This is a genomic window from Roseateles saccharophilus (assembly GCF_031458095.1).
GTDB lineage: Bacteria > Pseudomonadota > Gammaproteobacteria > Burkholderiales > Burkholderiaceae_C > Pelomonas > Pelomonas saccharophila_A.
Genome location: NZ_JAVDXU010000001.1, coordinates 1,322,923 through 1,340,209, shown reverse-complemented (window position 1 = coordinate 1,340,209; position 17,287 = coordinate 1,322,923). Strand labels below are relative to the sequence as shown.

Annotated in this window: 16 protein-coding genes; 6 read left to right on the top strand and 10 right to left on the bottom strand. The window is 70.0% G+C overall.

Annotation, left to right across the window (positions count from 1 at the left end):
• Positions 1–16 precede the first annotated feature (16 nt).
• Positions 17–364: a glutaredoxin family protein gene (locus J2X20_RS06140; RefSeq protein ID WP_310262289.1), complete on the top strand. Its 348-nt coding sequence runs from the start codon at positions 17–19 to the stop codon at positions 362–364.
• A 111-nt stretch (positions 365–475) separates the two neighbouring features.
• On the opposite strand, the gene J2X20_RS06135 is transcribed toward J2X20_RS06140, so the two are convergent.
• A complete protein-coding gene (locus tag J2X20_RS06135; RefSeq protein WP_310262286.1) occupies positions 476–700 on the bottom strand; it encodes a hypothetical protein in 225 nt (74 codons plus the stop codon).
• Positions 701–1,018: 318 nt separating this feature from the next.
• Positions 1,019–1,288, bottom strand: coding sequence for a hypothetical protein (locus J2X20_RS06130; protein ID WP_310262282.1), 270 nt, complete (start codon positions 1,286–1,288; stop codon positions 1,019–1,021).
• A 230-nt stretch (positions 1,289–1,518) separates the two neighbouring features.
• On the opposite strand from J2X20_RS06130, the gene J2X20_RS06125 reads away from it, so the two are divergent.
• Positions 1,519–2,781 carry a DUF4259 domain-containing protein gene (locus tag J2X20_RS06125; RefSeq protein ID WP_310262279.1) on the top strand — a complete coding sequence of 421 codons (1,263 nt, stop codon included), beginning with the start codon at positions 1,519–1,521 and terminating at the stop codon, positions 2,779–2,781.
• A 1-nt stretch (position 2,782) separates the two neighbouring features.
• Here J2X20_RS06125 and J2X20_RS06120 read toward each other — a convergent pair whose 3' ends face one another.
• Positions 2,783–3,418: an L-threonylcarbamoyladenylate synthase gene (locus tag J2X20_RS06120; RefSeq protein ID WP_310262276.1), complete on the bottom strand. Its 636-nt coding sequence runs from the start codon at positions 3,416–3,418 to the stop codon at positions 2,783–2,785.
• Between the two features lie 111 nt (positions 3,419–3,529).
• Here J2X20_RS06120 and J2X20_RS06115 point away from each other — a divergent pair, with 111 nt between their 5' ends.
• The gene (locus J2X20_RS06115; RefSeq protein ID WP_310262274.1) at positions 3,530–4,315 is read left to right on the top strand and encodes a hypothetical protein; all 786 of its coding nucleotides are present in this window, start codon (positions 3,530–3,532) and stop codon (positions 4,313–4,315) included.
• Between the two features lie 20 nt (positions 4,316–4,335).
• Here J2X20_RS06115 and J2X20_RS06110 read toward each other — a convergent pair whose 3' ends face one another.
• The 5 genes from J2X20_RS06110 to J2X20_RS06090 all read right to left on the bottom strand — a co-directional run bounded on the left by J2X20_RS06110 (position 4,336) and on the right by J2X20_RS06090 (position 11,709).
• Positions 4,336–5,196, bottom strand: a complete 861-nt coding sequence (locus tag J2X20_RS06110; protein ID WP_310262272.1) for a 3',5'-nucleoside bisphosphate phosphatase — start codon at positions 5,194–5,196, stop codon at positions 4,336–4,338.
• Positions 5,197–5,239: 43 nt separating this feature from the next.
• Complete coding sequence (locus J2X20_RS06105; protein ID WP_310262270.1) at positions 5,240–7,156, bottom strand: methyl-accepting chemotaxis protein; 1,917 nt, start codon at positions 7,154–7,156, stop codon at positions 5,240–5,242.
• Positions 7,157–7,198: 42 nt separating this feature from the next.
• Positions 7,199–9,013 (bottom strand): bifunctional diguanylate cyclase/phosphodiesterase, encoded by a 1,815-nt coding sequence (locus tag J2X20_RS06100; RefSeq protein ID WP_310262269.1) that lies wholly within the window; start codon positions 9,011–9,013, stop codon positions 7,199–7,201.
• Between the two features lie 99 nt (positions 9,014–9,112).
• Complete coding sequence (gene recJ, locus J2X20_RS06095; RefSeq protein WP_310262268.1) at positions 9,113–10,837, bottom strand: single-stranded-DNA-specific exonuclease RecJ; 1,725 nt, start codon at positions 10,835–10,837, stop codon at positions 9,113–9,115.
• Positions 10,834–11,709 carry a hypothetical protein gene (locus tag J2X20_RS06090; RefSeq protein WP_310262265.1) on the bottom strand — a complete coding sequence of 292 codons (876 nt, stop codon included), beginning with the start codon at positions 11,707–11,709 and terminating at the stop codon, positions 10,834–10,836. The genes recJ and J2X20_RS06090 overlap by 4 nt, the downstream gene beginning before the upstream one ends.
• 63 nt (positions 11,710–11,772) lie before the next feature.
• Here J2X20_RS06090 and ppk1 point away from each other — a divergent pair, with 63 nt between their 5' ends.
• Both ppk1 and sixA read left to right on the top strand, forming a co-directional pair.
• Entirely contained in the window at positions 11,773–13,824 is a 2,052-nt protein-coding gene (gene ppk1, locus J2X20_RS06085) for a polyphosphate kinase 1 (RefSeq protein ID WP_310262263.1), read from the top strand.
• A 6-nt stretch (positions 13,825–13,830) separates the two neighbouring features.
• Positions 13,831–14,292 carry a phosphohistidine phosphatase SixA gene (sixA, locus tag J2X20_RS06080; RefSeq protein ID WP_310262259.1) on the top strand — a complete coding sequence of 154 codons (462 nt, stop codon included), beginning with the start codon at positions 13,831–13,833 and terminating at the stop codon, positions 14,290–14,292.
• Here the strand turns inward: sixA and J2X20_RS06075 are convergent.
• Both J2X20_RS06075 and J2X20_RS06070 read right to left on the bottom strand, forming a co-directional pair.
• Positions 14,289–14,693: a GFA family protein gene (locus J2X20_RS06075; protein WP_310262256.1), complete on the bottom strand. Its 405-nt coding sequence runs from the start codon at positions 14,691–14,693 to the stop codon at positions 14,289–14,291. The two genes, sixA and J2X20_RS06075, sit on opposite strands and share 4 nt — an antisense overlap.
• A gap of 107 nt (positions 14,694–14,800) precedes the next feature.
• Complete coding sequence (locus J2X20_RS06070; protein WP_310262253.1) at positions 14,801–16,294, bottom strand: Ppx/GppA phosphatase family protein; 1,494 nt, start codon at positions 16,292–16,294, stop codon at positions 14,801–14,803.
• 72 nt (positions 16,295–16,366) lie between these two features.
• On the opposite strand from J2X20_RS06070, the gene J2X20_RS06065 reads away from it, so the two are divergent.
• Positions 16,367–17,227 (top strand): dienelactone hydrolase family protein, encoded by an 861-nt coding sequence (locus J2X20_RS06065; RefSeq protein ID WP_310262251.1) that lies wholly within the window; start codon positions 16,367–16,369, stop codon positions 17,225–17,227.
• Positions 17,228–17,287 lie beyond the last annotated feature (60 nt).

Here is a 17,287-nt window from a genome sequence, read left to right as displayed (position 1 = left end):
GTCGGACAATGGCGGCATGAACCTGCCACCGCGCTCCCTGCTCGTCGTCATCGCCGTGGCCGCCGCGGCCTCCTGGGCCTGGCGCAGCCATGTGTCTGCTGAAGACGGCGAACTGCTGGCCGAGCGTGTCAAGCCCGGCGACATCCGCATGATCTCGTCCGAAACCTGCGGCTGGTGCACGGCGGCAAGGCACTGGATGCAGGAAGAGGGTGTGGCCTTCAGCGAATGCTTCATCGAGCGCGATGAGCAATGCATGGCCGATTACCGGGCCCAGGGCGGCTTGGGCACGCCCACGCTGATCGTGCGCGGCCAGCAGGTGCTGGGCTTCGATCGCGAGCGCATCATCGAGATCGTGAAGTCTTGAAAGAAACAAGGGCCGAGCCGAGTCGGCAGTGCTGACTCAGCAGCGCTGGCGACTCGGCTCGGCGGCGGTGGAAATCAAAGGCGTCATTCGCATGTCCGGTCGACGCCTGCGTCAGCCGCGCTTCGCGGAGGTCTTGGCGGCAGCCAGCGTGGCTTGGCGCAGCAGGGTGGCTTCGCTGTAGCCGGTGACGACGACGCGCGGCAGTTGCGCCACTTCGCGGGCGGCCTTGCCGGTGACGACGACGCGTTCCAGCTTGACGGTGGGTTGGGGCGCGGCCTGGGCGGCGACAGCCGAGAGGGCCAGGACAGCGGCGGTAAGGACGGTTTGCAGGCTCATGATGGACTCCGTTTTGCTGGGGTTTCGAACCGCGTGATTGCTTGTTCGATGGAGTCAGTTTCGGCAATGGCGGCGGGCCTTTCCATGGCCCTGCGATCAAGCGCTGGCCGCGCTGGATGAACTGCAGGCGCGGCGGACAGGCTGCGGCTGGATCACCTTCCTGCCCCGGGCTGCACTCGGAATGAAAAAGCCGCCCGAGGGCGGCTCACGAGGGCCAAAGACCGAGCCGAGTCGGCAACGCTGCTCAGCAGCGCTGGCGACTCGGCTCGGTGGCGATGGGATTCAAAGACGTCATTCGCATATCTCGACGACGCTTGCTCAGCCGCGCTTGGCGGTGGTCCTGGCGGCGGCCAGGGTCTGGCGGGCCAGGGTGGCTTCGCTGTAGCCGGTGATGACAACGCGCGGCAGTTGGGCCACTTCACGCTGGGCATAGCCGGTCACGACGACGCGCGGCAGCTGTGCCACTTCGCGGACGGCCTTGCCGGTGACGACGACGCGTTCCAGCTTGACGGTGGGCTGGGGTGCGGCCTGGGCGGCGACGGCCGAGAAGGCCAGGACGGCGGCGGTAAGGGCGGTTTGCAGGCTCATGATGGACTCCGTTGACTGGGGTTCGAGAAGCGTGATTGCTTGTTCGATGGCGTCAGTTTCGGCAATGGACCCGAGTGCTTCCAGGGCTCTGCGATCAAGCGCCAGCCGCGCGGGATGAACTGCAGGCGTGGTGGATGAACCGACGGTGTGAATATGGCCGGCAAGGCCGAGCTGGCGGCTTCCTACACTGCGGCCCATCACCACCACGCCGGGCTATCCGGTCAGCCGCCATGGGAGCCTGGAGCCACGAAGCCTTCGGCAACGACGACGCCCTCGACTGGGTCCATGGCCTGGAGGAGGTTGACGACCTGTCGTTGATCGAGGCGGCGCTGCAAGCCGTCCTCGACGACGGCGAGGGCTATCTGGAAGCGCCTCAGGCCACCGAAGCCCTGGCGGCCACCGAGCTGATCGCCCACTTGCGCGGCCACGGCGGGGAAGAGAGCTGCCCCGAAGTCGCCGAAGACTGGATCGCGCGCACGCGGCTGGTCCCGCCCGAGGCCCTCGTGAAGCAGGCGCTGGCCGTGCTCGAGCGCATCACGGGTGAAGATTCCGAACTGAAGGAGCTGTGGGAGGAGAGCGACAGCGGCGAGGACTGGCTGGCCTCGGTCGCCCATCTGCGCCACCGCTTGCTGGCCCCGCCACAGCCGTTGGCAGCCGTGCCGGTGCGGGATGAAATCGCCAAGCTGGTGCGGCGCATCCAGGGCCTGGGCTTTGCGCTGCCGGACTTCCCGCCGCCGGAGCTGGCCCAAGGTCCGCTGGCCGCCGTGGCGAGGTCCCAGTTGTTCTCGGCCGTGGTCGGTGCCGAAGCCCTGGGTGAAGCCGCCGCGGTGCGCGAAGGCATCTCCCGACTGCGGCCCCTGATGGACCCGGCCACCGACGCCAAGACGCTGTGGGACCTCGCGGTGCGCGAAGCCAAGACCTGGGCCGCCGAGGGCCGGCTGGACGAGGCCCTGGCCGCGCTCGAACCTTGGCGGGAGGCGGCCGAGGCGCTGGCGCCGGGCACCTTCGACAGCCGCTGCATGAGCGTCTTCCAGGCCGCCGGCGCCGAGGCTCAAGCCGAACAGCTGCGCGACCGCCTCATCGCCGCGGGCCAGGGCGTTGCCATGCAACGGCTGGACCGCGCGCTGAGGGAGGCGAGCTGCGGCTCGGTGCAGGCCGCCCGGGCGCTGCTGGCCGAGCATGCCGGGCTGTTCGACAACCCGGGTTTCGCCCCCTGGGTGGCTCTCGTGCGCGGCATCCTGGCCGTGCGCGAGGCGCAGCCCGACGCGCTGGAGCTGCTGACGCCGCGGGTCGAGGGCTGGGCGGCCCAGAGTGCCACCATGTCGGCCGTCTGGGGCATCTTCGGTGTCGCTGCCGGCTGGTGGGCGCTGGCCCTGCAGCAGGCCGGCCGCGGCGAGGACGCACGCGACGTGGTGAACGCCGTGCAGCCGCTGCTGCCGAGACCGGACAACGCGCTGTTGATCGGCGAGCTGAAGGCGGCCGGCCTGGCCTGAATCAGTCCAGCTGCAGGCCCAGACGGGTCAGATCGCCGCGCCCCTGGCGCACCAGCACCGGCTCGTCGCCCTGGCTGAGGTCCAGTACCGTGGTCGGCTGTGCCGGGCAGGCGCCGGCGTCCAGCACGAACTGCAGCTGGCGGTCCAGGCGATCGCAGACGTCGGCGGCGTCGTTCATCGGCTCGGTCTCGCCCGGCGGGATCAGCGTCGTCGACAGCAGCGGCTCGCCGAACAGGGCCAGCAGCTCCTGGATGACCTTGTGCTCGGGCACGCGCAGGCCGATGGTGCGCCGGCTCGGGTGGGAGAGCCGCCGCGGCACTTCCTTGGTCGCCGGCAGGATGAAGGTGTAGGCGCCGGGTGTGGCCAGCTTCAGCAGGCGGTATTGGCGGTTGTCCACCATGGCATAGGTGGCCAGCTCCGACAGGTCACGGCACAGCAGGGTCAGGTGGTGCTTGTCGTCCACGCCGCGCACGCGGCGCAGGGCCTCGGCGGCGGACTTGTCGTTCAGATGGCAGACAAAGGCATAGCTGGAGTCCGTCGGCACCGCGCCGATGCCGCCGGCCTGCAGCATCTGGGCGCATTGGCGCAGGAAGCGCGGCTGCGGGTTGTCGGGGTGGACTTCGAAGAGCTGGGCCATGTCCGCAAGCGTATACCGCCCGCGCGATTCCCGACGGCAGATCCGGGGGCGGCCTCCGTGGCCCGTAACCGCTCAAGCCTGCGAATGGTTGCAGCCTACCAATTTCTGACGATGACGCTGCTGTTCAAGGGGGCTGCAATCCCTGCGGTTCGGCATCGTGATCATGCAAGGCGTGTTGCTTTGACGGGTCTGCCGACGAACCTGTGGAGGATGGCTATGAGCGATTCGACCAACCGTGACCCGGGCGACAACTGGCCCTGGGCCCCGCTGATGAAGTTGCTGGGTGACACCTTCATCCCGATTCCCTCGGCCCGCGCCCAGGCGACGCGAGCCGCGCCCAGAGACGGTGGCGGCTACCCTGCCGCGCCGCCGGGCTACTCGGAGGCGTTCGGAAGCGGCGCGCAGTACACGGCATTCCGGCTGGGCACGGCGCTGTTCATCACGGCCCAGGGCACGCTGGGCAACTACAACGAGATTGCCGACATCCGGCAGGCGCCCATTCGCATCTACCCGCCCGCCTTCGACTTCCTCGTCTACTCGCCACAGATCACGCCGCCTGCGCTGCGGCCGTTCCACTTCACCGTGATGGTCGCTTATCCGAAGGGGCCGGAGACCGTCCTCATCCGCGATGCGCAAGGGAGCCACCAGGTCGAGATCAAGGGCTTGCAGGTGTCGAAGACCTTGGCCAGCCTCGTCGGGGACTCGGCAGAGGAGGGCTTTGGCATGGGCGTATCGATTGAGGAGGCCGTCGACGCAGCCATTGCCGCGATCCCGGCAGCCCCTTCGCCAATGCCGGACGTCATGCACTGCTACAGCATCACCGACTCGGGCAAGATGGTTGGCGGCTTCGCCGGGCTGAATCTCTATTTCGCCCGCATCAACCGGACGTCACCGTAGCGGCCAATGGCGGCGCAGGCTCAGCGAATGCGGTCTGCCAGCTCCGCCCAGACCGGCGTCAGCCGGCCTTGAAGCGCCGGCAGGGCACCCAGGTCGATGCGGCTCTCTTCGGGGCAGTGGAAGTCCGAGCCGCGCGAGGCCAGCAGGCCGAACTCGATCGCCGTGTTGGCGTACTGCTCGAACTCGGCCGTGGTGTGGCTGCCGGTGACCACCTCGATGCCGCGGCCGCCGTGCGCCATGAACTCGGTGATCAGCGCGTACTCCTCGGTCGGCGTGAAGTCGTAGCGGCCCGGATGGGCGATGACGGCGATGCCGCCGGCACGCGTGATCCAGCCCACCGCGTCCTTCAGCGTCGCCCACTTGTGCGGCACGAAGCCGGGCTTGCCTTCGGTCAGGAAGCGGCGGAAGACCTCGGGGACGTCGGCGCAGTGGCCGGCGTCGACCAGGAAGCGGGCGAAATGGGTGCGCGAGATCAGGTCGGGGTTGCCGACGTATTTCAGCGCCCCCTCGAAGGCGCCGCGGATACCGACCTCGGCCAGGCTGGCAGCCATCTCGCGGGCGCGGGCCTCGCGGCCGCCACGGGTGGCGCGCAGGCCTTCGATGATCTCGGTGGCCTCGTGGTCGAAGCCCAGGCCGACGATGTGCACGACGCGGCCGGCAAAGGTCACCGAGATCTCGGTGCCCGTCAGATAGGCCAGGCCGTTGGCACGCGCCGCGGCGATGGCACGGGCCTGGCCGCCGATCTCGTCGTGGTCGGTCAGCGACCACAGCTGCACGCCACCGGCCTTGGCGCGTTCGGCCAGGGCCTCGGGGGTCAGCGTGCCGTCGGAAACGACCGAGTGGCAGTGCAGGTCGGCGTTGAGGGTGGGGTCGAGGTTCACGGCCCGATTCTCGCAGGCGCTGCACGCCCCCTTCGCGCCAGGGTTACAGGGTGAAAGCGTTGACCGTCTCGTCCATGTCCTGGGCCTGGCAGCGCAGGCTGTCGGCCGATGAGGCGGCCTCCTCGACGAGGGCGGCGTTCTGTTGTGTCATGGCGTCGATGGCGCCCACGGCCTCGCCGACCTCCAGGGTCTGCTGGGCCTCGGCGCGGGTCTGCTCGGCCATCGCATGGATGAGGGTGCTCATCTCACCCACCTTGCCGAGGATGGCGTCAACGGCCTGACCGGCCTCGGCGGCCTGGGCAGTGCCGGTCTCGACGCCCTCGACGGACTGGTGGATCAGCGTCTTGATCTCGCGCGCCGCGGTCGCGCTGCGCTGGGCCAGGGCCCTCACCTCGGAGGCGACGACGGCGAAGCCCCGGCCTGCGTCGCCGGCGCGCGCGGCCTCCACGGCGGCATTCAGGGCCAGGATATTGGTCTGGAAGGCGATGCCGTCGATGAGACCGGTGATGTCGGCAATGCGCCGGCTGGCCTCGGCCATGCCCTGCATGCTGCCAACGACCTGGCCGACGATGCGACCGCCCTGGGTGGCGACGTCGGCGGCCGAAGCCGCCAGGGCTTCGGCATCGCGTGCGGCTTGGCTGCTGTGGCGCACTGCCTCGGTCAGCGACTGCACGTTGGAGGCGGTCTGCTGCAGGCGCGCGGCGGCGGCCTCGGTGCGCTGGGCCAGATCCTGGTTGCCGGCGGCGATCTCTTGCGCCGCGAGGCGGATGCCGCCGGCGTCCTCGTGGATGCGCTTGACGAGGCTGCGCAGGCGCTGCTGCATATGCGCCAGCGCGGCCAGCACGCGGCCGAGTTCGTCGCGCCGGCCCTGGGGCACGGCCTGGCTGAGGTCGCCGGCGGCGATGCGCTCGGTCACTTCCACCATCTGGCGCACCGGTGTCAGCAGCTGGCGGATGGAGCGGACCATCAGGAAGAGCATCAGCGCCAGCGCGGCGGGCAGAAGGAGCGTCAGCGCATTGCGGCGGTGGGCGGCGCGCTCGGCGCGGGCCGACAGGCCGGCGTCCAACGCCTCCATGACCTGGGCGCTGAGCCGGGCCTGCAGGGCGCCGGCCTCGGCGAGCTTGGCGGCGAGTTGGTCCAGCGGATAGTTGACGTCCTTGGTGGCGGCCTCCAGCGTCTGGTCGACCTGCTCGCGCTGGGCCTTGGCGATCTGCGTCAGCGGCGCGAGCCGCCGGGCCAGTTCGGCATCATCCGCCTGCAGGGCCAGGCGCAGGCGTAACTGCATCTGGGCGGCATGCTCGCGGTAGCGCGTGTGGGCGGCCGACATGCGGCCCAGGTCGTCCACGGCGGCGGCGCGGGCCAGGGCGGCGAGTTCTGAGAGGGCGTCCTGCACGCGCGGCGCCGACTGCAGGCCAGCCTCGATGGCGAAATGAGAGGCGGCCTCGGCGTCCAGCAGCAGGCCGGTGGCGGCATTGAGCTCGGCGATGGCCTCGAAGGCGCCGTCGGCCAGGGCGGCCTGGACGTCCAGCAGGCGCGGCGGGTCCAGCGGCCCCTGGGCCAGGGTCCGGGCCAGCTCGGCATGGCGGCTGCGCAGGGCGGCGACGCGCTCCCGCTGGGTGGCGGCGAGGCCGGCGGGCAGGCCGTCGGCCAGGGCGGCGTCCAGGGCCTTCAGCGCGGCTTGCACGGCCGCGGCGGCGGCGATGGCCTGCGGCTTGCTGTCGGGCTTGGTGGACAAGGCTTCGGCAGCCAGGCCGCGCTGGGCCTGCAGGCGCTCGAGCAGGGCCTGCCAGGCGTGGTTGGCGGGCAGGGCCTGGTGCTGCTGCGACGCAGAGTCGAACTGGGCGGCATAGCCGCGCAGCAGCAGGGCGCTGGGCACGACGCCGAGCAGCAGGGACAGGCAGGCGACCAGGGCGAGGCGCGTGCGCAGGCTCCAGTGTTCCGTGGCTTTGAAGAGGTTCATGGCGGTGAAGGGCGCCGCGGCGCTGCGACGCGCGAGGCAGGATCAGGCGGCCAGCAGGGCGCGCTGGGGCTGGCGGCGGTCGACGAAGAAGCGGCTGCCGCCGGCGCGGCCCTTGGCCACGCGCTTGGGCTCGGCCAGGGCGGCGGCCAGGGCGCGGGAGTTCTCGTAGTGGCCGGGCAGATGCAGCACGGCGCCGGCCGAGATCGTCGGCAGCGGATGGAAGCTGGGCTGGTTTTGGCGGTTCAGCGTCACATAGCCGCCGGCGGCCAGGTGCTCGGCCGAGAAGAAGCTGCGCACGCCGGCGTCAAAGTCCTCGCAGATGCGTGAGAGGCGGGCCTCCCAGTCGGCGCTGCCCAGCACCATGACGAAATCGTCGCCGCCGATATGGCCGACGAAGTCCACCTGCGGGTCGGCGGCCTGGGTCAGCACGCGGGCGGCCAGGCGGATGATGTCGTCACCGATGCGGTAGCCGTAGATGTCGTTGAAGGGCTTGAAGTGGTCGATGTCCCAGACCACGGTGGCAAAGGTCTCGCCGGCCTCGATGAGGCGGTCCAGGTGGTTGTCGATGGGCACGTTGCCCGGCAGCAGGGTCAGCGGGTTGGCATAGCGGGCCGCATGCACCTGCAGGTCGGACACGGCCTTGAGCAGGTCGGAGCTGCGGCCCGAACCGAAATACGCGCCGTCGCGCGTGACGATGAAGCCGTCGATGAGCAGGCGTTCGTCGAGATTGGACACGGCATCGCTCATGGCGCGCAGCGGCGTGGCGACGTCGAAGACCAGGGGGTTCCTGTCCATCAGCTCGACGCAGCTGCGCTTGTCGAAGATGTCCATGAAATAGCGCTCGGTGCTGCGCTTCAGGACATGCAGGGAGCGCAGCACGCCGATGGGGCGCTGCTGCTCGTCGAGCACGGGGATGGCGAGCAGCTGCTCGTCGCCGTGGAAGAGGTCCACGACGCTGCGGCAGTTGGCCGCGGCGGTGACGGTCCGGCCGCGGCGCGCGAGCTGGGCGGCCATCGTGATGGCGCCTTGGCCCAGGGTCAGGGCGAGGTCGTTCTGCAGCAGCCGCGGCTGGGCGTTGGCGGCCAGGCGGCCGCTCCATTGCGCCCCCAGCGAGGCGCGCGGCGTCGCGCTCGGCCGGGCGAAGAGATAGCCCTGGCAGATGGTCAGGCCCAGGCGGCGCAGCACGTCGAGGTCGGGCTCCTGCTCCAGGCCTTCGGCGACGACCTCGCAGCCGCTGGTGGCGGCCATCTCGACGATGGAGCGCACGAACTGCTGCTTCAGCGGCTCCTGGGCGATGCCGTCGATGAAGTGGCGGTCGATCTTGACGAAGTCGGGCCGCATCTGCATCCAGCGGCGCAGCGAAGCAAAGCCCTCGCCGAGGTCGTCCAGCGCGACGCGAAAGCCGCGCTCGCGCAGGGCCTGCAGGGCGTCGTCGAGCTGGGCCAGGTCTTCGATGGGGCGGGTCTCGGTCAGCTCGATGACGAGGCGCGAGGTCGGCAGGCCCAGCTCGGCCAGCTCGGCGGCCAGGCGGCCGGCATGCTCGCGCGCGCCGAGCAGGGTGTCGGCCGTCACGTTCAGAAAGAGCTGGCCCGGCAGGCCGAGCTGCTTGAAGCGCTGCAGGGCGCGCTGCACGATGAGGTGCTCCAGCTCGACCAGGCGGCCCAGGCGGGCGGCGGCCTCGAACAGCACCAGCGGCGAATGCAGGGGGCCGTCGGCCGGGCCACGCGTGAGGGCCTCGAAGCCGAAGATCTCGGCGCGGTCGATGGCGACGAGGGGCTGGAAGTGGATGTCGAAACTGCGCTGCTCGATCAGGCGATCGAGGGCGAGGGCAAGGGGATCGGGCGCGGTGGCGCGCATGGGGTGAGGCTCCGGGCTGGCTGGCGCCGCGGATTCTTGGAGTCCCCCATGACAGTCAGGTGACTTGGCAAGGCAGGGCACGCGGCCCTGCCAACTCCTTCACGTCTGGGCAGCTTCAATGACGTACTGCACGCGCAGCTGCCCCTGCCATTCATCGAGGCTCAAGCGATAGGCCAGCGTGACGCGCTCGGGCAGCATGTCGACGTGGTTGAACCAGATGCCGTCGATGAGCTGGCCGGCGCGGCGCAGGCGCAGCTTGAGATGCTTCTCGCCCACCAGGCGCTGCGAGACCAGCTCGAAGCGGTCGCAGAACAGGGGCGCCTCGAAGCCCTGGCCCCAGACCTGGGCGTCCAGCAACCGCGCCGTCTCGGCCGTGGCGGCCTCGGGGGGCAGGGCGCCGTCGTGGCGCAGGGTGCGGGTCAGGTCCTGCTCGTTCAGCCATTCCTCGGCGACGCGGGCGAAGGCCAGGGCGAAACGATTCACGTCATCGACGGCCAGCGTCGCGCCGGCTGCCATGGCATGGCCACCGAACTTGGCCAGCAGATCGGGCTCGCGCTTGCTGACGAGGTCCAGCGCGTCGCGCAGATGAAAGCCCGGGATGGAGCGGCCCGAGCCCTTCAATTGACCATCGGCGCCGCGGGCGAAGACGAAGGTCGGGCGGTGCACGCGGTCCTTGATGCGCGAGGCGACGATGCCAACCACGCCTTCATGGAAGTCGGCGTCGAACAGGGCCACGGCCGGGGGCAGGGCGCCGGACAGGGCTTCGACCAGGGCCTCCAGCCTTGCCTCGGCCATCTCGCGCATGCCGCTCTCGATCTCGCGGCGCTCGCGGTTGATGGCGTCGAGCTGGGTGGCGAGTTCCATCGCACGCTCGGGGTCGTCGGTCGTCAGGGTCTCGATGCCCAGCGTCATGTCGGCCAGACGGCCCGCCGCGTTGATGCGCGGGCCCAGCGCAAAGCCGAGGTCGAAACCCTGGGCCTTGGAGGCATCGCGCTTGGCGGCACTGAACAGCGCCATGACGCCCGGCTGGGCGCGGCCGGCGCGCATGCGCTTGAGGCCTTGCGCAACGAGGCGGCGGTTGTTGGCGTCGAGCTTGACGACGTCGGCCACGGTGCCCAGGGCCACGAGGTCGAGCAGGCCATCCAGGCGCGGCACCTCGGTGAAGGCACCGCGCGAGCGCAGCTCGGCGCGCAGGCCCATCAGCACATAGAAGGCCACGCCGACGCCGGCCAGCGACTTGCTCGCGAAGGTGCAGCCGGGCTGGTTGGGGTTGACGATGGCCTCGGCCTCGGGGACGACGATGGCGTCGTTGATCTGGGCCGGCAGGTGGTGGTCGGTCACCAGCACCTTGATGCCCAGCGCCCGCGCGTGGGCGACGCCGGCCAGGCTGGCAATGCCGTTGTCCACGGTCACCAGCAGCTTGGGTTGCTGCTCCAGCGCCAGGTCGACGATGGTCGGTGTCAGGCCATAGCCATGCACGGCGCGGTCAGGCACCACATAGCCCAGCTGTTCGGGCTGGGCGCCGAGCAGGCGCAGGCCGCGCAGCATGACGGCGCAGGCGGTGGCGCCGTCGCAGTCGTAGTCGGCCACGATGACAAGGCGCTCGCCGGACTGGATGGCATCGGCCAGCAGGCGGGAGGCTTCGGGCAGGCCTTTCAGGTCGGTGGGCGGCAGCAGCTGGGCCAGGCTCTCGTCCAGCTCGCCCGCTTCGCGCACGCCGCGCGAGGCGAGCAGGCGGGCAAGCAGCGGGGCGACGCCGGCCTGCTCCAGCGCCCAGGCGGTGCGCGGCGGCACGTCGCGTTCGATGAGTCGGGGCGAGTTCACAGCGCCTCCATGACGGCGGCCACATCGGGCGTCTGGAACCGGCGCTTGAGCTTGTCGAAGAAGGAAAGGGGCTGGACGGCAAAACGGCGCGCGAAGCGTTCGCCGCACAGCGTCAGGCCGGTCAGTTCCTTGGCGAGAGGACCGGCGTCCAGGCGCTGCCAGGCCTCGGCCCAGGCGGCGAGGTCACCATTCAGCAGCGGCTCGGTGAGCCGGGCGTCGACCGTCACGTCGGCGGCCCGCCCATTGCTGCGGCCGATGTCGCCGATCCAGACCGAATTGATGGCGTGCTCGCCGCGTGCTTCCCGCTCGACATTCAGCGCATGCTCGTGCAGCAGCATCTGGGCTTCGTTCTGCCAGCGGCGCAAGACCCGGCTCTGGGGCAGCCAGGGCTCGATGGGCCGGCCGGCGGCGCGTTCGATGCTGGCGGCGCTCAAGTCATCCAGGGCGCTTGCATGGCCGATGGCCCAGCGGTTGGCGTCCAGCAAGCGCCATTGCCAGCCTTCGGCCTCGGGCCAGAGTTCATGCAGCACGGCGCAGAAGCGGGCCGCATCGGATTCGGACAGGTGCAGGGCCGCGGGCGGCAGCACGTCGACGCCATCGGTCCCGACGGCCAGATGCACGGGCGTCATCAAGGCCCAGGACAGTTCAGGGCCGGCATCGACGGCCCAGGCCGCTGCGCTGGGTTCGGCCTGGCCGCGCAGGGCGGCCAGGGCCAGGTGGTGCGGGGGCTGGGGCGCGTACTCGTCGCTGCCCCAGGTCTCGGCGGGGCTCAATCGAGCCAGTTGCCCAGCCAGGTTGGGCAGGGCCAGGCTGGAGAAGGCATGCCGCGCCGCGTCGTCCAGGGCGCTGGCATGGGGAATCATCAGATGCATGGGCCTGGATTATCCCGGGGTCATTTCAAGCGCTTGTCACACAAGCTTCATACACTTTTCTTCATGACCGACCCGACTCCGCTGAAGCTCCTCAACCGCGAACAGGCCATCCTCGAGTTCAACCGGCGCGTGCTGGCCCAGGCCCAGCGCGAGGACGTGCCCCTGCTGGAGCGCCTGCGCTACGTCTGCATCGTGTCCAGCAACCTCGACGAGTTCTTCGAGGTGCGCTTCGCCGACATGCTGGAGGCCGTGCGCGACCCGCTGAGCACCGTGACGGGCCAGGACGTCGACCGCGTCGGCCGCGCCGCCCACACGCTGATCGACGAGCAATACCTGATCTTCAACGAGCAGCTGACGCCGCTGCTGCTCAAGCAGCGCATCGTCGTCCTCAACCACGCCGACCGCGACGAGCCGCAGCGGCGCTGGGTGGCCAAGTACTTCGAGCGCGAGGTCAAGCCGCTGTTGGTGCCGGTGGGCCTGGACCCGGCCCACCCCTTCCCGCAGGTGGCCAACAAGTCGCTGCACTTCATCGCGCGGCTGTCGGGCAAGGATGCCTTTGGCCGCGACAACCGCATCGCCATCGTCAAGGTGCCGCGCGTGCTGCCGCGCGTCATCAAGCTGCCGGCCAACCTCAGCGACGGCCGCCAGGCCTTCGTGCTGCTGACCAGCGTCATCCGCGCCCACCTGGAGGAGCTGTTCCCCGGCCGCAAGGTCGAGGCCTTCTCGCAGTTCCGCGTCACGCGCGACTCCGACCTGGAAGTCGACGAGGAAGAAATCGCCAACCTGCGCCATGCGCTGCGTTCGGGCCTGACGACACGCCACTTCGGCCGCGCGGTGCGGCTGGAGGTCGTCAACACCTGCCCGGCCGAGCTGTCGGAGTTCCTGCTCGAGCAGTTCGGCCTGCCCAATGCGGCCCTCTACCGTGTCAACGGCCCGGTCAACCTGGTGCGCCTGAACGAGCTCATCGACCAGACCGATGCGCCCGGCCTGCGCTTCACGCCCTTCGAGCCGGCCTGGCCGACGGGCCGCCTGCCGCGCCACAAGTCCATCTTCGAGAAGCTGAAGAAGGGCGATGTGCTGCTGCACCATCCCTTCGAGAGCTTCGAGCCGGTCGTGCAGATGCTGCGCGAGGCCGTGGCCGACCCCGAGGTGCTGGCCATCAAGCAGACCATCTACCGCACCGGCGCCAAGTCGGAGCTGATGGATCTGCTCATCGAGGCGGCACGGCGCGGCAAGGAGGTCATGGCCGTCGTCGAGCTGAAGGCGCGCTTCGACGAGGAGGCCAACATCAACTGGGCCGAGCGGCTGGAAGCCGTCGGTGCCCAGGTCGTGTACGGCATCGTCGGCTACAAGACCCATGCCAAGCTGCTGATGATCACGCGGCGCGAGAACGGCAAGCTGCGCCGCTATGCGCATATCTCCACCGGCAACTACAACCCGAAGACGGCGCGCCTGTACACCGACCTGGGCCTGCTGACGGCCGATGCCGACCTGACGGCCGATGCCGACTCGGTGTTCCGCCAACTGGCGTCCCTGGGCAAGTTCAAGGCGCTGCGCCGCATGCTGCTGGCGCCCTTCAATATGCACAGCCGCATGCTGGAGCTGCTGGCCCAGGTGGAGGCCGCGGCCCTGTCCGGCTACAAGGCCGCGCGCATCGTCGTGAAGATCAACGCGCTGACCGATGCCGAGCTCATCCATGGCCTGCTGCGCGCGGCCAAGGCGGGCGCCAAGGTCGACCTCATCGTGCGCGGCGCCTGCATGCTGCCGCCGGGCCTGCCGGGCGTCAGCGACAACATCGTCGTGCGCTCCGTCGTCGGCCGCTTCCTGGAACACACGCGGGTGCTGTACTTCCGCTGGGCCGATGCGGAGGAGGGCGAAGCGCTGTTCCTGTCCAGCGCCGACTGGATGAGCCGCAACATGTTCCGCCGCATCGAGGTGGCCTGGCCGGTGCAGGACGCCCGCCTGCGCCAGCGTGTCATCGACGAGGCCCTGCAGCCCTATCTGAATGACACCATGGATGCCTGGCAGCTCGGGCCCGACGGCCGTTCGGTGCGCATCAGCGAAACCGGCGTCAGCGCCCAGCAGGCCTTGATGCGGCGCTATTCCGAGGGCTGACCGACGATGGACCTGATTCTGTGGCGCCATGCCGAAGCCGAGATCGCCGCCCCCGGGCAGGACGATCTGCAGCGCTCGCTGACTCCCAAGGGCGAGCGCCAGGCACGGCGCATGGCCGCCTGGCTCAACCACCGCCTGGCCGCGACGACGCGGGTGCTGGTCAGTCCGGCCCTGCGCTGCCGCCAGACGGCCGAGGCCCTGGGCCGCGAGGTGCGCATCGTGCCGGCCATCGCTCCGGACGCGCCGATCTCGGCCTTGATCGAGGCCTCACGCTGGCCCAAGTCCAGCGAGCCGGTGCTGATCTGCGGCCACCAGCCGACGCTGGGCCAGCTGGCGGCCCACCTGCTGGCCGGCGTGGAGCAGGACTGGACCGTCAAGAAGGGCGCCGTCTGGTGGCTGCGCTGGCGCCAGCGCGACGGCGAGCCCGAGGTCACCCTGCACGCGGTGCAGGGCCCCGACGCGCTCTAGAGGTGCCGGGTCTCGTCAGGCTTGTTCCACCAGTTGTTGTGCAGCCCGTCGAAGTACTGGATGGGTGCGGCAACCAGTTCCTCGGCCGGCACGTCGTCCAGGCAATTGACCTTGACCGACACAAAGGCGCCGCCAACCTCTTCGATATAGCCATGGCCGTAGGAGCGCACGCCACAGGTCTTGCAGAACAGGTTGTGGACGCTGTTGCTGCCGAACTGATAGTCGCTCTGCGCGTCTTCGCTTGACAGCAGGCGGAAGGCCTCAGGCTTGACGCTGGCGCTCCAGTTGCGGGTCTTGAAGCAGATGGAGCAGTTGCAACGGCCGGTGCCGGCGGCCAGGTCCAGGTCGACTTCAAAGCGCACGGCCTTGCAGTGACAGCTGCCGGTGTAGGTCTTGAGCATGATGGGTGTCTCCTGTGATGGGGCGGGCCCAGATGCTCACCGACGGTGCTGTCAGGCCTTGGCAGCAGTGTCCCGGGCCGGCCCCGGGTTCGACATCCCCAGGATGCTCAGACGACGGCCAGCTCCAACAAGCCGCTCTTGGCCCAGGCCTCGGCTTCTTCCTTCAGCAGGAAGCGGGTGCGGGCCTGCTCGGCCGACGAGGTCTTGGGGCAGTGCAGCGTCAGCTGCCTGCCCGCGCGCTCCAGCCTGGGCGTCGCCACGGCCGTCGGCGTGCGGGCATGGCAGAGGATGACGGCCAGGCGCAGCGCGATGAGCTGGTCCAGCAGGCTGGCATCGTTCAGCTGGGCCTCCAGCTTGCGCAGGCCGCCGCGCTGGCCCAGGGCCAGGCCCGCCAGGCGCTGCAGCTGGTTGGTGGAGAAGCCGGCCGCGTCGACGTGGGCGATGACGTAGGCGCTGTGGCGGTGGTGGTCGTGGTGGGAGACCAGCATGCCCACTTCGTGCAGGGCGGCGGCCCAGCCCAGCTCGCGCAGCAGTTCGGGCGCCGGCTTCGGCGCCAGCTGGCGGTAGAGCAGCTCGGCCTGGCTGGACACGCGCTCGGCCTGGGCCACGTCCACCTCGAATCGCTCCTGCAGCTCGTTGACCGAGTCGGCCCGCGGGTCGCGCGCGCCGCTGGGCTGCAGGCGCTCGACCAGGTCGAAGATGACGCCCTGGCGCAGCGCGCCCTTGGTGGGCAGCAGCTCCTCGATGCCGAACTGGGTCAGCAGCGTGTAGAGGATGCAAAGCCCGCCGGCGACGACGGGACGGCGGTCGTCCTTCAGGCCGGGCAGCTGGAGCTTGTCCTGCGAGCCGGCGGCCAGGCATTGCTCGACGCACCAGCGCAGCGCAGCCGGCGTGATGCGGCCGTCGGTCTTGCCGCTGGCGGCGAGGATCTGCGACACCGCGCCCACGGTGCCCGACGAGCCCAGGGCCTCCTTCCACAGCTCGGGGCGGAACAGCGTCAGGGCTTCTTCCAGCTCGGCGCCGGCGGCCACCTGGGCGGCGCGGAAAGACTCGGGCGTGTAGCGGCCGTCGGCAAAGAAGCGCACCGACAGGCCCACGCTGCCGACACCGAAGGACTCGGCCAGCAGCGGCTTGCGGCCGCGGCCCAGGATCATCTCGGTGGAGCGGCCGCCGATGTCGATGACCAGGCGCGGCTTGTCCGAGGGCTGCAGGCGGGCCACGCCGGCATAGATGAGGCGGGCCTCCTCGCGGCCGGCGATGACCTCGATGGGATGGCCCAGCACGGCCTGGGCACGGGCCAGGAAGGCATTGCGGTTGCGGGCCTCGCGCAGGGTCTGCGTCGCGACGGCGCGGATGCGCTCGGGCGCGATGCCGACGAGCTGCTCGCCAAAACCCTTCAGGCATTCCAGGCCGCGCTGCATGGCAGCCTCGGTCAGCATGCCCTGGTCATCCAGGCCGGCGCCCAGGCGCACGCTCTCCTTGATGTAGCTGACGCGCTGGTAGCGATCGCCCGACAGCCGGGCCAGCTCCAGGCGAAAGCTGTTGGAGCCGATGTCGATGGAGGCCCAGATTTGGCCGGCAGGGTCGGGGCGCGTCGTCATGGGCGGGCATTGTCGGGGCAAAATTTGACGCCCTTCCGTAACCCATCCGGTAACCGAGCCCCCAGGAGCCCTATGTTGAAAGACGAGATCGACAGCCTCGCGCCGTCCCGCGACTTCAGCCGCCGCAGCTTTGTGCAGACGACCGTGGGCAGCGGCTTCGCGGCCGCCGTGCTGCCGGTGACGGCCCAGACGATCACGACCGACACCGCCGGCCTGGAGGCAGGCACGGTCACCATTCCCGTGGGCGACTTCCAGATGCCGGCCTACCGCGCCGCGCCCGCCGGCAAGAAGAACCTGCCCGTCGTGCTGGTGGCCAGCGAGATCTTCGGCGTGCACGAGCACATCGCCGACGTCTGCCGGCGCTTTGCCAAGCAGGGCTATCTGGCCATCGCCCCCGAACTCTTCGTGCGCCATGGCAATGCCGGCGCCTACACCGACATCCCCAAGCTGATCAGCGAGGTCGTCGGCAAGGCGTCCGGCGCCCAGGTCAACGGCGACCTGGACGCCGCCGTCGCCTGGGCCGCGGCCAACGGCGGCGACACCAGCAAGCTGGCCATCACCGGCTTCTGCTGGGGCGGCGGCACGACCTGGCGCTATGCCGCGCACAACCCCAGGCTGACGGCCGCCGCAGCCTGGTATGGCCCCGTGGCGCGCAGCTACTTCAAGGGCGACCCGACCATCATCGAGCTGGCCGGCAGCATCAAGGCGCCGGTGCTGGGCCTGTACGGCGCGGCCGATGGCGGCATCCCGGTCGAGACCCTGACCCAGCTCGAAGCCGCGCTGAAGGCGGCCGGCAACACGAAATGCGAGTTCGTCGTCTACCCCGACACGCCGCATGCCTTCTACGCCGACTACCGCCCCAGCTACCGCAAGGCCGCGGCCGACGACGCCTGGGCGCGCTGCCTGGCCTGGTTCAAGAAGCACGGGGTTTGACGGCTCTGCTACGCTGACCGCCCTCGGGCCGCAGTCCATGGCTGTGGCCCGTTGCTTTTG